Origin of the sequence: Selenomonas sp. FC4001, from assembly GCF_000701565.1 — a bacterium.
In the GTDB taxonomy this organism is placed as follows: domain Bacteria; phylum Bacillota; class Negativicutes; order Selenomonadales; family Selenomonadaceae; genus Selenomonas_A; species Selenomonas_A ruminantium_B.
Map to the genome: position 1 here is coordinate 141,796 of NZ_JNJF01000011.1, position 15,066 is coordinate 156,861.

Here is a 15,066-nt window from a genome sequence, read left to right on the forward strand (position 1 = left end):
GACTCGTTTTTTTTATGAAGTTGGTGAAACTATGAAAAGAGTAAACTGTGTATTGGTAATTTCTTTGTTGGTGGTGCAATTTATGCTGCTGGGGGGCACTATTGCTCAGGCAGGTGCGTCAAACAGCAGTCCCATGGAAAAAGCCATCGCTTGGGCCATGAAGACAGCGGCCGATAATCGTCATGGCTATAGTCAGGGAAAGGAAAACGCCACGGCTAGCCGTCCTTATACAGGTTCCCGCGAAGGCCCGGACTATGACTGCTCATCCTTCATCTATCACGCTCTGGAGCACGCGGGCTTTCCGATTATTGAGGCCTGGCATAAAAATCCTGATTATAGGAGGCTTTATCATGGCAAGCAGTATACGGGTGATGCGGATACCATCTGGCCTGATTTGCAGAGAATCGGCGGTTTTACCCGCTATTCCTGGCAGGCTGTGAAAAACAATCTGAAGCGTGGCGATATTCTCTGTGATCCGGCACATCATGTGGCTTTGTATGTTGGCGATGGCTGGACCGTGGAAGCCAAAGGTGTGCAAAACGGGCAGGGCGGCGATTGGCGCACCGGCGACCAGGGCGGCGAAATCGACTGCTATAGTGCCTATGGGCGCGGGTGGACAGAGGTTTACCGCTATACAGGAAAATAATCAGGCTCCAATCCACTCTTTGAAGCGTTCTGGCTGGCTGTTTATTACCAGTTCCTCCGGGAACTGGTATTTTTGTATGAGTTCCTGTGCGCAGGCATGATTGCCAACGTCCAAATCAATATGGGCGTCGCTGCCCATAATTACCATAGTGCCGTGTTTCTGGCAGGCTGCGAGCAGCTCTCCGGCAAGCTCTCTTGAACCCTGGCGGCTGCCGCCGGGTGTGTAGGAGCTGTTGTTGCATTCGAGCAGCACGTGATTTTCCTTGGCGGCTTTGGCCAATGCATCAAAATCCACAGGATATTTGGGATTGTCCGGGTGGCCGATGATTTTGACCCGGGGATTTTTCATGGCACCAATCAGGGCGGCGGTGTTCTGCTCTTTCGTGCCGGGCTTTATGCAAGGGTCGTGGAGGCTGGCAATGGCATAGTCCATGCGGTCGAGCAAATCCTGACGCAAGTCTGTGCTGCCGGAATAGTCGATGATGTTGAGTTCAGCCCCCATGACTAAATCGATGCCGTAGGCATCACGGCGGATGACCTTGAAGTTGCAGAAATAATATTCATGAAAGGAGCCGGGCATGGAGGGCGCGTGGTCGGAAATGCCGATAAGTTTGAGTCCCTTTTCCTTGGCGGCGGTAATCATTTCCCGCAGGGTGCTGTAAGCGTGAACACTGGCGATGGTATGGGTATGGACATCGAGCAAATCTAACATAAAAAAACCTCCAATTAAAATATTCCTTATCATCATAGCGCAGTTAGGGATATTTTACCATAGCAAAACCTAGCTTATCGCGTATGATTGTAGTATATTATAGGGAGAAAGTTGCGGGGAGGTTTTTTTTTGGCAAATGAGCGGGCGATAAAGGCCATGAGTGAATTTTTGGAAGCCGTAGGCGTGGATATAAAGGCCCGGGGCATGGAAAAGACGCCGGCCCGGGTGGCACAGATGTATGAGTTTCTGTTTAACGGAATGGGCAAGGAGACGGAACCGCTTTGGGGAGAAACATTTGATGCAGGTTCGGATGGCATTGTGGCGGTGCGACATGTGCCGTTCTACTCCATGTGCGAGCATCATCTGGTTCCCTTTTTCGGGGAGGCCAGCATTGCTTATTTGCCGGAAAATGGACGGGTAGCAGGCTTCAGCAAGTTCTCCAAACTGGTGGAGCAGCTTTCCCATCAGCCCCAACTGCAGGAAAGACTTACCGCGCAGATTGCAGCGGCCGTGCAGAAGGATTTGGGGGCCAGAGGCGTATTGGTCATCATCGAAGCCCAGCAGCTCTGCATGACCATGCGGGGGGATTTGGCACATGGCACCCGCACGGTAACCTCGGAATGCAATGGCGTATTTAAGGAAGATACCGCCCTTTATCAACAGGCATGGATGATTTTGGGAGGAGAAAAGGCATAATGGTACAACGGAAATACACGTTTGCGGATGGCAAGACGTTGACTTTAGGCGAAAAAACATTGGTCATGGGCATACTCAACATCACGCCGGATTCCTTTTCCGATGGCGGCAAGTTCAATACGCGGGACAAGGCACTGCGCCATTTGGAAGAAATGGTGGCCGACGGTGCCGATATCATCGATGTGGGCGCTGAATCCAGCCGTCCGGGCTTTACGCCGATGCCGGCCAGCGAGGAAATGGAACGGCTCATGCCTTTGTTGGAAGAAATCCTCAAAAACTCCCCAGTGCCCATATCGGTGGATACATTCAAAGCGGAAACCGCGCGGGCGGCGGCTAACGCCGGGGCGCATATCCTCAATGATATCTGGGGCCTGCAGTATGCGGCTGAACCGGGAGAAATGGCCAAGGTGGCGGCCGAATGCGGCCTGCCAGTAATCGTGATGCATAATCAGAATGGCACGGAATACAGCGGCGATATTATCGACGCTATGCAGAGCTTCTTCCAAGAATCTTTGCGCATTGGCCGGGGCGCGGGCATGCAGGACGAACAATTCATCTTTGACCCGGGCATAGGCTTTGGCAAGACGGCTGAGCAGAATGTGGAGGTTCTGCGACGGCAGGAGGAACTCTTAACGGTGGCTGGACAGGAATATCCATTGCTGCTGGCTGCCAGCCGCAAGAGTTTTATTGGCAAGACGTTGAATCTGCCTGTAGAGGAGCGTATGGAGGCCACCGGGGCTGCCTGCGTGGTTGGTATTATGAAGGGCGCGTCCATCGTGCGGGTGCATGATGTGAAGCCGATTGTACGGATGTGCCGGATGACAGATGTGATTTTAAGGAGCAAGGAAAATGGATAAGATTAAACTGACAGGCTTGAATTTCTATGGTTATCACGGCTGCTTGCCTAGTGAACGGCAGATGGGGCAGGAATTTATCGTGGATATTTCCATGTATTTGGATTTGAAGGAAGCAGGCAAATCCGATAAATTGACGGCCACGGTGAATTATGCCGAAGTTTACGACGTAGTGAAGAAAATCGTGGAAGGCGAACCGCGCAAGCTCATTGAAGTGGTTGGCGAAGAAATCGCCCAGACAGTTTTGAAGGATTTCCGTTTGGTGGAAAAAGTGCGAGTAACAGTACATAAGCCCCACGCACCCCTGCCGGGAAGATTCACGGACGCTTCAATTAGTGTCGTGCGTTCGCGGAGCTGATATGAAAATTTATCTGAGTTTGGGGGCAAATTTGGGCAATCGCGGGGAGACCTTGCGGGAAGCCCTGCGGCAAATTGCCTGCCTGCCCCAAACAGCCTTAAAAGCGGTGGCTCCTTTCTATGAAACTGCCCCTTGGGGCAATCTGGAGCAGCCAGCATTTATCAATACGGCGGCGATGGTGGAAACGGAACTGTCGCCGCTGAACTTTTTGCATAAGACCCAGCAGGTTGAATTGGCTTTGGGGCGGGTACGCCATGAACATTGGGGGGCGCGCACCATTGATATTGATTTGCTTTGGGCAGAAGGTGTTGCTTCGAACACAGAGGAATTGAAACTGCCCCATCCCTATCTGATGGAGCGGGCCTTTGTATTGCTGCCCCTGCGGGATATTGCGCCGGATTTACTGGTGCAAAGGCGCGCGGTGGCAGATTGGTGCAGGGAAGAAAAGATTCAGCAGCAGGAAATCCATCCTGCCGCAGAGCTTTGTGAGCCGTATCCCTTGTCGATGATTGCCTGCGTGGATGAACAGATGGGCATTGGGCGGCAGGGAAAACTCTTGGTGCATCATGCGGAGGATATGCAGCATTTTCGGCAGGAAACGCTCGGGCATGTCGTGATTATGGGGCGGAAAACGCTCGAATCGCTGCCGGAAGGAAAGCCTTTGCCGGGGCGGATAAATATCGTGTTATCCCGGAGTCTGGTGCGGGATGATGTGCTTATCTGCCGTAATCTTGCGGAGCTATGGACGCTGTTGGGCAGGTTGCAAGTGGAACAGCCTCGCAGAAAGTTTATCTGCATGGGGGGCGGGGAGATTTACTCGCTGCTGCTGCCTTATGCGAAGGAGATTATGCTGACGGAAGTTACGGGGAAGTTCGCGGCAGATACTTTCTTTCCGGCTCACGAAGAGTTTTTCGAGGCGGCAAGGGAGGCTCGGAGCGGGCTTTCCTTTGTGAGGTTATTGCGGGCGGGAGCTGAATATAGGAGTTGGTAATTTCAATGGAGATTTTTCATAATGACTGGGCTGACCTTTTGCGGGACGAAATGGCCAAGCCATATTACCGCGAACTGCGGCAGTTTTTGATTAGCGAATACCGCACCCGTCAGATTTTTCCGGATATGTATTCGATTTTTAATGCCTTGCATTATACCAGTTACGCCGATACGAAGGTGGTTATCTTAGGTCAGGACCCTTATCATGGGGATGGGCAGGCGCATGGGCTTTCTTTTTCGGTAATGCCGGGCGTGGAGCCGCCGCCGTCGCTTATCAATATCTTTAAGGAACTCTCTACGGACTTGGGCTGCACTGTGCCCAATAACGGCTGCTTGAAGCCCTGGGCGGAGCAGGGTGTTTTGCTTTTGAACACGGTACTGACGGTCCGCGCCCATCAGGCGGCTTCCCATCAGGGGAAAGGATGGGAGCAGTTTACCGATAAGATTATCGAACTGCTGAATGCCCGCGAAAAGCCCATGGCCTTTATCCTCTGGGGCTCGCCTGCCCGGCGCAAGAAGGCCATGATTACCAATCCGAAACACTTTATCGTGGAATCCCCGCATCCAAGTCCTCTGTCGGCTTTCCGTGGCTTCTTTGGCAGCCGTCCTTTCTCGCGGGTCAATGACTTTTTGCAGAGCACAGGACAGGAACCTATCAACTGGCAGCTGCCTAATATTTGATATGTGGAATTAGTTCCATATTTTTCTTGCTTTTTTGACCAAAATCTCCTAAGATATTATTAGAAAACTCGATACTTGGGGAAGTTGGGGTATTATATGGAACAAAAAGTAACCATAAAAGATGTGGCAGAACTGGCGGGCGTATCCAAGAGTACAGTGTCCCGCTATTTGAATAACGGTTATATCAGTGTAGAAAAACAGGTGCGGGTGCGCAAGGCTATTGAGGAGACGGGCTTTCAGTCGAATTTTTTTGCCAAGCGGCTCAAAACCCGCGAGAGCAAATTGATTGGCATTGTGCTGCCCCGCATGGATTCCGTTACCGTGGGGAAACTTTTGGCGGGGATTACCCGGGTGCTGGAACCGGAGGGCTATCAGAGCATTTTGCTGGTAAGTCAGCTGTCCGGCGAAAAGGAATTGGAGAACATGCAGAAGCTCCAGCAACAGGGCGTGGATGCCATTTTGGTGGATTCGGTTGGCATTACACCGGAGCATGTGCGGCGGGCCAAGGAATGGTCTTTGCCAATTCTTTATACCGGCCAGCAGCAGGCGGAGGTGCATTGCCTCAAAATCGATGACGCTGCTGCCGGGCACCGCATGGGTGTTTACCTGCGGCAGATGGGGCATAAGCACGCGGTCTTTGCCGGGGTCACGGAAAGTGATGAAGCTGTGGGCATTGAGCGTAAGGCAGGCTTTGTGGCAGGTTTTTGCGAGGGCCGGACGGATGCCAAAGTGGACTTTGTCGAAACGGGCTTTGATTTCCTGTCCGCCTATAACCAGGCAGAGGAAATACGCAAATTAGCCCCCAGCGTTGTTGTGGGGGCTACGGATAATATCAGTCTGGGTATTCTGCGTTACTTCCATGAGCGGGGCGTCCATGTGCCGGAGGATATCTCCGTGGTGGGCTTTGGCGGTTATGATGTGGGCGCCGTTGTCTATCCGGCTTTGACTACCGTGGCCTTTGATTACGAACTCATGGGCATGAAGGCGGCCAGCTATATTCTGAACCTGTTACGGGGCAAGGGCCGGGAGGAGACAAATCTCGATATGCCATTGTTCTTCGTGGAGCGTGAGAGCGTGCGTGACCTTAACGCTGCTGTGGATGAACCTTCACTGAATGCCATGCCCGGTATGGCCTGAACGATAAAACTATAATTTACATGCCGTCCTTACCTAAGGGCGGTTTTTATTTTCCCGGATTTGCAGGCAGTGTTCCTGCAATCTTTTTTTGCGCTTGTTCATTGTCTGGGGGCTGATATGCAGGATGCGGGCGGCAGTTCTCTGTGGGAGTCCCTGGGCATAGATAAGCTGCAGGAGTTCTTTTTCCTGCGGATTCAGTTGGTGCAGCAGATTGGCCAGTTCCTCACGGGCAAGCAGGCTGCGTTCCGGGGTGGGGGCAGAGCTTTCCTGCAGGGCGAAAAAATCATGCTCATCTTCTCCTGCCGGGGCGGTGGGATGGGCGGTCCGCTCGTTGTATTTGCAGGTTTGTTTGAAGGCTTTGTATAGGGCGGCGTGAAGACGGCTTTGCAGGAATGCAGCAAAGTGAATACCCAGGGACGGGTTGAAATCATGGATTGCTTCCATAAATGCCAGCTGCAGAATGCTCAGAGCATCATCGGCCAGAAGTTTTCCTGTGGGCGTGTATTGATAGCGGCGGCGCATATGGTCGATAAGACCGTCATAAGCATCTAATAATTGGGCACAGGCAGACTGATTTCCTGCTTGTGCATGGTGGATGAGTTCATTTTCTTCCTGTAGGCTGTACATGGCTGCTTCCTCCTTTGCTTTACTGCTCTCAGTTTAGAGGCTGCAAGTAATTTGGGCGAAGCAGGAATTATACGGAAATCGGGGGATTTATTTGGTGTATTTCCGTCCGATTTGCTATACTAAGGGGGAAGCAGGGGGGATTTTCATGCGATTGGAAGAAATCATCAACCAGCATCGGCAAAATCTGAATGATACCGATATGGTTATCTATAAATATATTGTTCAGCATCGCGCGCAGGCACGTCATATTTCCATTCACGAACTGGCGAAGAACTGTGCGGTATCGTCCACAACTATCGTGCGCTTTGCCCAGAAACTGGGCTTCGACGGCTTTGGCGACTTGAAGGCCGTGCTCAAGTTGGAGGAAGGGGATAAGTCCGTTTACAAGGATGATGTGCTGCAGGATTTGCAGGAATTCTATTCCCAGACTGCCAGCAAGGTGTTCAAGCGGAATTTTGACAGCGCCAGCCGTCTGATACATGAGGCCAACCGGGTCTTTATCTTTGCGTCGGGTTATGTGCAGAGCAATGTGGCTCAGGAGCTGAAGCGCTTGTTCTTTTACGATAATGTGTTGATTTATGAAATCAGCGGGCGGGAGGAGTTTGCGTCGATTTCCCGCAATCTTACGGCAGATGACCTCTTTATCTTCGTTTCTCTGTCCGGGGAAACGCCGCTGGTGGTGGACTTTGCCCGGCATCTGCAGCTGCTGGATGTGCCCTTTATCTCTATAACCAAGCTGCATGATAACACGCTGGCCAGCTTGTCCACGGTGAACCTCTATGTATCTCCAGCCCGGTTCCAGCTCTATGATACGGATGATGAGCATACGGCATTTCAGTCCATGATGCCGTACTTCATGCTGGTGGAAGTTTGGTATGTGAAGTATCGGATGTATTTGCAGCGCAGGGGCAAGTAGGCCCCGAATGGCGGTGTACCAAAGTACGCCGAATGTAACAAAATACAGGCACAGGCTAATGTGCCGAAAGCCCGTGAAACTATTGATTTCGCGGGCTTTTTACGTTAATCTTTAGCTAGCGAAGCAATAATAATCTAGAATGAATTGGGGGGCATTATAATGACAATCAGTAAAGACCGCATGATGCAGGGCATGCAGCGGTTTGGTGGTGCCATGTACACACCGGTTATCCTGTTTGCATTTTTTGGTCTGACGGTGGCTTTATCCATCATTTGCAAAAATGAAGGCTTGTTGGGGAGCATAGCCGCACAGGGGACCGTATGGTATGATTTTTGGTTCGTGGTGGAGCAGGGCGCCTGGACGGTGTTCGCGCAGATGCCAATTCTCTTCGCCATTGCCGTGCCTATCGGCTTTGCTAAGAAAGAACCGGCCCGTTGCGCCATGGAAGGTTTCGTTATCTACATGCTGTTCAACTATTTCATTGCCGGATTCCTGACGTTGCATGGGTCGTACTTCGGTGTGGATTACAGTCAGGCAGCAGGCGCAGGAACTGGGCTGGCCATGATTGCCAACATCAAGACGTTGGACATGGGCATGCTCGGCGCCATCTTCATTGCCTGCATGACGGCTTATCTGCACAATCGCTTCTATGATACGGATATTCCCGACTGGCTGGGAATTTTCAAAGGCCCGGCATTTGTGGTAGCCGTTGGCTTTGCGGTAATGATTCCGCTGGCATTTATCTTCTGCCTGGTATGGCCGGCTGTACAGCATGCCATCATGCAGTTCCAGGATTTCCTTAAGACCAGTGGATTGGTGGGAGTCTGGGCTTATACGTTCTCGGAACGCATTCTGCTTCCTGCAGGTTTACATCACTTTATTTATCTGCCGTTTATCTTTGGTCCTGCTGTCTGCGATGGCGGTATTCAGGCTTACTGGCTGCAGCATTTGAATGATTTTGCCAACAGTGCGCACAGCCTCAAGGAAATGTTCCCGGAGGGTGGCTTTGCCCTGCATGGTAGCTCTAAGGTTTTTGGTCTGCCCGGTGCAGCTCTGGCTATCTATATGTGTGCTAAGCCGGAAAAACGCAAAAAGACGGCAGCACTGCTTATTCCGGCAACGCTGACCGCTGTGCTTTGCGGTATTACGGAACCGCTGGAATTCACCTTCCTCTTTGTCGCACCGCTGCTCTATCTGGTGCATGCAGTTCTCTCCGCTTGCCTGTCTTCGGCACTCTATGCCATGGGGCTGGCCGGTAACTTTGGCGGCGGCCTGATTGATGCCTTTGTACAGAACTGGATTCCGCTGTTCCAGTATCATTCTGCTACATATCTTATGCAGATTGCGATTGGCCTCTGCTTTACGGCCATTTACTTTGTGGTATTCCGCACGCTGATTTTGAAATTTGACTATGCAACGCCGGGCCGTACCGCTGATGATGTGGAAGACAAGCTCTTCTCCAAGGCTGAGTATCAGGCCAAGAAGGAAATGGAAGAGATGGGGCTGGCCGATAATGCGCTGGCCATCAAAGCCAAAGTATTCCTGGATTCTCTGGGCGGCCCTGACAATATCCGTGAAGTGACCAACTGTGCTACCCGCTTGCGGGTAACGGTAGCAGACCCGGATAAAGTGGCTGCTGTCGGCAAGTTTACCAAAGCCGGTGCCTTTGGCCTCGTGAAAAACGGCAAGGCCATTCAGGTTATCGTGGGACTTTCCGTACCCCAGGTACGCAGCTACTTTGATGCGCTGCTCAAAGGGGAGAAGATTGACAGTGTTGCACCTGTGCAGGCTGCAGCCAAACCGGAGACTGCTTTGGATAACGACCTGGCTATGAAACTTAGTGCCTGTGTATCCGGTAAGCTGATTGATATGAGTGAAGTAAATGACGATATGTTCTCTCAGAAGATGATGGGAGATGGCATTGCCATTGAGCCGGAGGGCGACACGGTGGTAGCTCCGGCTGATGCAGAGGTCACTATGATTATGGAGGAAAGCCTTCATGCCATCGGCCTGCGTCTGGCTAATGGTGCTGAAATCCTAATTCATATCGGCATTGATACGGTGAAGTTAAATGGTCGGGGCTTTAAGGCTCTGGTCAAGGCTGGCGATAAGGTAAAAGCTGGTACGCCGCTGATTCATTTTGACCAGCAGGTGATTAAGGAGGCCGGCTATCAGACTACGGTTATCATGGCTGTTACCAACAGCAACGATTATCCGCAGATGCAGAAACATGAAGATGCGGATGTTGAATGCAATGAAACGCCTGTACTTGTTTTTTGAGTGAAGCCTTTCCTTCAGGGGAAGGCGATAGCCCAAACTGACGGATTAGGAAATGTTCTTAGATAAAGGATACAGTAACATGAATAAGCTAAAATGGTGGCAGAAAACAAATGTATATCAGGTCTACCCTAAGAGTTTTCTCGATACCACAGGCAGTGGCACGGGGGATATCAAAGGTATTACAGCCAAATTGGACTATCTGAAAACCTTGGGCGTTGGGGCAATATGGCTGACGCCGGTATACCCTTCGCCCATGGTGGACAATGGCTATGATATTGCTGATTTTACGGCCATTGACCCATCGTATGGCACGATGGCGGATATGGAGGAATTGATTGCCGAAGGCAAGAAGCGGAATATCCGCATGGTGATGGATTTGGTTTATAACCATTCCTCTGACAAGCATCCGTGGTTTATCGACGCGGCAAGCTCGCGGGAGAGTGAACATAGTGACTGGTATATCTGGCGGGATGCCAAACCGGATGGCTCGGCACCCACGAACTGGCGCTCTATTTTCGGCGGCAGTGCCTGGACCTGGTGTGAAGCCCGCCAGCAGTATTATCTGCATACTTTTGCTGAGGCGCAGCCGGATTTGAACTGGGAAAATCCCGCTGTGCGGCAGGCGCTCTATGATGCAGCTAATTTCTGGCTGGACAAGGGCGTGGGCGGTTTCCGCATTGACGCCATTGTCTATATCAAAAAGCCTGCCGTGTTTGCAGATGGCAAGCCGGATAGTGATGACGGCATGGTTAATATCCATTCCATGATTGCCAACACGCCGGGGATTCTGGATTATCTCCATGAGTTCAAGGAAAAGGTCTTTAAGGGCCACGATATTTTCACGGTGGCCGAGGCCAATGGTGTCGCTCCGGAGGATTTGGATAAATGGGTGGGCGAAAAAGGCGCCTTCGATATGCTCTTTGAGTTCTCCCATGTCAATCTGGAATTCCCTGATGGGGAGCTATGGAGTCATGCTACGGGCTATACGCCCAAGGTTATCACGGGATTAAAACAGGCGCTTACGGCAAGTCAGCAGGCTACGGCTAAGAACGGCTGGTACCCTGCCTTCTTTGAAAATCACGACCAGCCGCGCTGCACGGCGCATTATTTCCCCGCAGATGCGGATAAGAAATTGGCGGCCAAGGCCATAGCTACCGTGCTGATGACCATGAGAGGAACCCCCTTTATCTATGAAGGGCAGGAACTGGGGCTGGATAACGTAGCCTGGAACAACATCAACGCTTACAATGATATCTCATCCAAGGGGCAGTATTTCCTGGCTTTGGAGGAGGGGCGGAGTCCGGCAGAGGCGATGGAACTGGTACATCGCTACAGCCGGGATAATGCCCGCACGCCCATGCAGTGGACGAAGGAGAAAAATGCCGGCTTTAGCACAGGCAAGCCCTGGCTGCCCGTTCATGAAGATTATGCCCGACAGTGTGTGGAAAGTGAAGCGCAAGAAGCGGATTCTGTGCTGAGCTATTACCGCCAGCTGGCGGCGCTGCGCCAGACGGGGGAAGCTGCAGGCGTGCTGCAGCAGGGCACGTATATGGAGCTCTTGCGGGAAGAATCAGCCATCCTGGCCTTTAAGCGGCACTTTGGCTGCCGGGAAGTCTATACATTGGTGAACTTTACCGGCAGGGAGCAGGCTTATGTCCTGCCGGAATTGCAAGAGGCGCAGCTGCTGCTGGAAAGTGTTCCCGGCAGCCGTAAGGGGATGCTTCGACCTTACGAAGCAGTTTTATACATCAAGGAAACAGGTGAAGGTTTATGAAGATAGGCGCAAGCGATTACGATGGAACCTTATTCCGTCAGCGAACCATTGCGGCAGAAGATGTGGAGGGCGTAAAGAAATGGCGGGCGGCAGGCCACAAGTTTGGTGTGGTCAGCGGCCGGGATTACGGCATGCTGATGCCCCAGCTGAAATTTTATGGCATTGAATCCGACTATGCCGTATGCAATAACGGCGCCATTATCTTCCGGGCCGATGGTACGCCCCTGTGGCAGGGGAGCATTCCTCTCAAGGTGCTGGCGGAAATGGTCAAGGAACCATCCGTTGACCGTTCCTTCCATTTTGCCTTTTCGGCGGAGGACAGAACCTATCTCTACCATGACCGGGAAGGTTCCTGGATAATGAGGGAGGCTTTGGAGTGGGATTTCCCCATCGTGAAGATTGAAGAACGGCAGATTTTGAGTCTGCCGCAGATTCATCAGTTCTGTCTGGGATACCACGAGGCCAGTGAAGCGGATGCAACCAGTGCGGTCATCAATGCGAAGTACGGTGCTTACGTGCAGGCCTATCCCAACGGCTGCAGCGTGGATATTGTGCCAGCTGGTGTCAGCAAGAGCCAGGGGATTAACAAACTGCTGGAATTGATGAACTGGCAGGACGCAGAGGTTTATGCCATCGGCGATGAAAGCAATGATTTGCCGATGTTGGAAGCCTTTGACGGATTTACTGTGGACACGGCGCGGGATGCAATAAAGGCCCGGGCCCGGGAGGTCTATGCTGGTGTAGGTGCCATGCTGGCCGCTAATCTGTAATATTGACCAGTCAGATTTTTGCGAGTCTGGCTGGTTTTTTTATGATATCTTGCAGGAAAATTCTGTTTTTAGGGCGTATATTTACGGTGAAAAGTGTCATTTCGCGCAGGGAAGGAAGTGTCTGTTATGGCGAAGTTAAAATATATTTTTCTGGTGGTGCTGGTCATTGCCGTAGCAGGAGTGGGCGGCTATTACGCAGCCATCCAGTACGATCAGACCCGGGCTATTGTTCAGGCGGAGCAGGACCGGAAAGATGCAGCAAAACAGGCAGAGATTGATGCTAAGGAAGCCAAGGAAGCGAAGCTGAAGGAAAAGGCGCGGCGTAAACAGGCGCTGATTGATAAACGCACTGGGCGGACAGAGGAACCGGACCAGGTTATCCGTGGCCTGACGGCAGATATGCTGAAGGGCAAAGAAATGGACGGATCCACCTATTATCGTTATGAAGACCCCGTAGAGGATGGAATTTTCATTCAGCCGTATATTGTTCAGGATGGCGGCGGGACGGCGGTTATTCACGTAATCCTGCGTCATCGGGGGAAAAAGCCGATGAATTTTAAAGGGGTCGGTCTGCAGACCAGTGAAGAAGATATTTTCCAAGTCAAGGCCGGTGGCAATGTGGTGACTTCCAATACCAACAGCGGCATTATGGAATGGTGTGATCAGGTAGCGGATGCGGAAACCCTGAAGGGCATGCGCGAAGTGGGCGACCAGCTGGCCGGGAAAATTCTGATGCTCGGGGTGCCGGGCGGCTCAAATGATGACCGGATGCTATCGGCCACGGAAGCCCAGCGCATCAAGAATATGTTGGAACTCTGTGATATCCTGAACGGCAAGAAAAAGACATCCTGATAATGTTTGACCAGAAGGAAGTGTTTGTATGGAAGCGGCGTTGTTTCCGCCTATGGCAGCGCATATATTGCTGATTTTTGTGGGCGCCATTAGCATGGTAGCACTGGTGGGCATTGCCTATAATTATTCTCTTACTAGAAGTACCCGGGAAAAAATTGCCCGTGTAGAGGAATTGGAACGAGATGTAAAGATTTTGCAACGCGATATAAAGGTCTTGCAGGACAGGCTGCCGAAAGCTGCAATGCCGGATAATACGGATACAAAACCGGCGATGGATAAGGCAGCGGGCGGTGCTATGGCAGGGAATGTTAAGCAGGAAGTCTGGCAGGGATTTGTGGATGATTACAATAATCTGGCCAACAGTATGAACATCCCCAAGGCGGCAGAAGCCTGTGAAAACTTCGTACGCAATAATAAGGTGCAGCTGCTCGTCTGCGTAGAATCGCAGAAAGCGGAGGATGGGAAAACGCTGGTATACACTGCGGTGGACAATGTGGAGAGCAGCAGGTACTGGGCCTGGAATGTGACGGGCAAGCCGGATGATTTTGCGGTGGTGCCGAATCCGCTGATTGAGTATAACGAGGAACTGCATCACAAAGGCGGCATGAAGGAAACCTTTGCCTCTAATTATGAAACCGGCAGCTTTAAGCAGGTACAGGTGAAGCTGCCTGCGCATTTCACACTGCGGCAGGGGAAATGGGTGATTGTGCAGCCTGGGGTTATACGGGTGAATTAAAAGAAACAGCGTATATTGTTTACATCGTGGTGCTAAGACGCCAGGTGGCTGATAAAACTTTTCCCCTGCTTGTGCAGGCTTGCCTAACGCGACGGAAAAGCATTATCAGCCACCGGGCTTTTGCGTACATTGCCTCCCCTTCCCTCCGTCTTGTATCTCGAACTTTTTGCCAACTTTTTCATATTTTTTTCAAAAAGGTGTTGACAGGAGCCTCTGACTCGTGTAATATAATACAAGTCGCTGACAGACACGGCAACAAAACAGCTCAGCAAGCCTTGATTGGCAGGCCGCTGTGAGGAACCGAAAAGCTTCAAAAAACTTCAAAAAAGTTCTTGACAAGCTAAGCTGAATGCGATAAGATAAATGAGTCGCTTGAAGCGAGAGCTGATAACGACAAAACAGATTGTTCTTTGAAAACTAAACAATGCAAATAATCATGCAACATGATTAAAGCCAGATGTTTGAGAAACGTTTAGTTTCTTATTAAAACATCGATTGGTATGAACAACATAGCAATCGGCAATTTCTTTAATAGATAATTGAGAGCTTGATTAAGTTCTTCATAAATTTTATGGAGAGTTTGATCCTGGCTCAGGACGAACGCTGGCGGCGTGCTTAACACATGCAAGTCGAACGAGACGGATTAAAAGCTTGCTTTTGAGATGTCGAGTGGCAAACGGGTGAGTAACGCGTAGACAACCTGCCGCAAAGATGGGGACAACAGTCCGAAAGGACTGCTAATACCGAATGTTGTCAAGCTTCCGCATGGGAGCTTGATTAAAGATGGCCTCTACTTGTAAGCTATCGCTTTGCGATGGGTCTGCGTCTGATTAGCTAGTTGGTGGGGTAACGGCCTACCAAGGCGACGATCAGTAGCCGGTCTGAGAGGATGAACGGCCACATTGGAACTGAGACACGGTCCAGACTCCTACGGGAGGCAGCAGTGGGGAATCTTCCGCAATGGGCGAAAGCCTGACGGAGCAACGCCGCGTGAGTGAAGAAGGGTTTCGGCTCGTAAAGCTCTGTTGACGGGGACGA

15 protein-coding genes and 1 rRNA gene are annotated in these 15,066 nt (G+C 51.3%); 14 read left to right on the forward strand and 2 right to left on the reverse strand.

Features of this window, described 5'->3' with window-relative positions:
- The first annotated feature begins 52 nt into the window (after nucleotides 1-52).
- Nucleotides 53-646: an endolysin-like domain-containing protein gene (locus tag T320_RS05740; protein ID WP_197019382.1), complete on the forward strand. Its 594-nt coding sequence runs from the start codon at nucleotides 53-55 to the stop codon at nucleotides 644-646.
- Here T320_RS05740 and T320_RS05745 read toward each other — a convergent pair whose 3' ends face one another.
- A complete protein-coding gene (locus T320_RS05745) occupies nucleotides 647-1,357 on the reverse strand; it encodes a phosphatase (protein ID WP_037353858.1) in 711 nt (236 codons plus the stop codon).
- Between the two features lie 129 nt (nucleotides 1,358-1,486).
- On the opposite strand from T320_RS05745, the gene folE reads away from it, so the two are divergent.
- The 6 genes from folE (at nucleotide 1,487) to T320_RS05775 (ending at nucleotide 6,073) form a co-directional block, all read left to right on the forward strand.
- Nucleotides 1,487-2,053, forward strand: coding sequence for a GTP cyclohydrolase I (gene folE / locus T320_RS05750; protein WP_026759564.1), 567 nt, complete (start codon nucleotides 1,487-1,489; stop codon nucleotides 2,051-2,053).
- Nucleotides 2,053-2,910: a dihydropteroate synthase gene (gene folP, locus T320_RS05755; RefSeq protein WP_037353860.1), complete on the forward strand. Its 858-nt coding sequence runs from the start codon at nucleotides 2,053-2,055 to the stop codon at nucleotides 2,908-2,910. The genes folE and folP overlap by 1 nt, the downstream gene beginning before the upstream one ends.
- Nucleotides 2,903-3,265 (forward strand): dihydroneopterin aldolase, encoded by a 363-nt coding sequence (folB, locus tag T320_RS05760; RefSeq protein ID WP_037353862.1) that lies wholly within the window; start codon nucleotides 2,903-2,905, stop codon nucleotides 3,263-3,265. The genes folP and folB overlap by 8 nt, the downstream gene beginning before the upstream one ends.
- A gap of 1 nt (nucleotide 3,266) precedes the next feature.
- Nucleotides 3,267-4,256, forward strand: a complete 990-nt coding sequence (folK, locus tag T320_RS05765) for a 2-amino-4-hydroxy-6-hydroxymethyldihydropteridine diphosphokinase (RefSeq protein ID WP_037353864.1) — start codon at nucleotides 3,267-3,269, stop codon at nucleotides 4,254-4,256.
- Between the two features lie 5 nt (nucleotides 4,257-4,261).
- The gene (locus tag T320_RS05770; protein WP_026759560.1) at nucleotides 4,262-4,936 is read left to right on the forward strand and encodes a uracil-DNA glycosylase; all 675 of its coding nucleotides are present in this window, start codon (nucleotides 4,262-4,264) and stop codon (nucleotides 4,934-4,936) included.
- A 96-nt stretch (nucleotides 4,937-5,032) separates the two neighbouring features.
- Nucleotides 5,033-6,073 (forward strand): LacI family DNA-binding transcriptional regulator, encoded by a 1,041-nt coding sequence (locus T320_RS05775; RefSeq protein WP_051598452.1) that lies wholly within the window; start codon nucleotides 5,033-5,035, stop codon nucleotides 6,071-6,073.
- 33 nt (nucleotides 6,074-6,106) lie between these two features.
- Here the strand turns inward: T320_RS05775 and T320_RS05780 are convergent, their stop codons facing one another.
- Nucleotides 6,107-6,700, reverse strand: a complete 594-nt coding sequence (locus T320_RS05780; protein ID WP_037353867.1) for a sigma-70 family RNA polymerase sigma factor — start codon at nucleotides 6,698-6,700, stop codon at nucleotides 6,107-6,109.
- Between the two features lie 145 nt (nucleotides 6,701-6,845).
- Between T320_RS05780 and T320_RS05785 the strand changes: the two genes are divergently transcribed.
- From T320_RS05785 to T320_RS05815, 7 genes are all read left to right on the forward strand, one after another.
- Nucleotides 6,846-7,616 carry a MurR/RpiR family transcriptional regulator gene (locus T320_RS05785; RefSeq protein WP_037353869.1) on the forward strand — a complete coding sequence of 257 codons (771 nt, stop codon included), beginning with the start codon at nucleotides 6,846-6,848 and terminating at the stop codon, nucleotides 7,614-7,616.
- A gap of 159 nt (nucleotides 7,617-7,775) precedes the next feature.
- Nucleotides 7,776-9,896: an alpha-glucoside-specific PTS transporter subunit IIBC gene (locus T320_RS05790; RefSeq protein WP_037353871.1), complete on the forward strand. Its 2,121-nt coding sequence runs from the start codon at nucleotides 7,776-7,778 to the stop codon at nucleotides 9,894-9,896.
- 79 nt (nucleotides 9,897-9,975) lie between these two features.
- Nucleotides 9,976-11,670 carry an alpha-glucosidase gene (locus T320_RS05795; RefSeq protein WP_037353872.1) on the forward strand — a complete coding sequence of 565 codons (1,695 nt, stop codon included), beginning with the start codon at nucleotides 9,976-9,978 and terminating at the stop codon, nucleotides 11,668-11,670.
- Nucleotides 11,667-12,440, forward strand: a complete 774-nt coding sequence (locus T320_RS05800) for an HAD-IIB family hydrolase (protein WP_026759555.1) — start codon at nucleotides 11,667-11,669, stop codon at nucleotides 12,438-12,440. The genes T320_RS05795 and T320_RS05800 overlap by 4 nt, the downstream gene beginning before the upstream one ends.
- 126 nt (nucleotides 12,441-12,566) lie before the next feature.
- The gene (locus T320_RS05805) at nucleotides 12,567-13,292 is read left to right on the forward strand and encodes a hypothetical protein (protein WP_037353873.1); all 726 of its coding nucleotides are present in this window, start codon (nucleotides 12,567-12,569) and stop codon (nucleotides 13,290-13,292) included.
- A gap of 28 nt (nucleotides 13,293-13,320) precedes the next feature.
- Nucleotides 13,321-14,028 carry a hypothetical protein gene (locus T320_RS13905; RefSeq protein ID WP_051608615.1) on the forward strand — a complete coding sequence of 236 codons (708 nt, stop codon included), beginning with the start codon at nucleotides 13,321-13,323 and terminating at the stop codon, nucleotides 14,026-14,028.
- 568 nt (nucleotides 14,029-14,596) lie between these two features.
- Nucleotides 14,597-15,066 (forward strand): 16S ribosomal RNA (locus T320_RS05815); the annotation flags it as partial.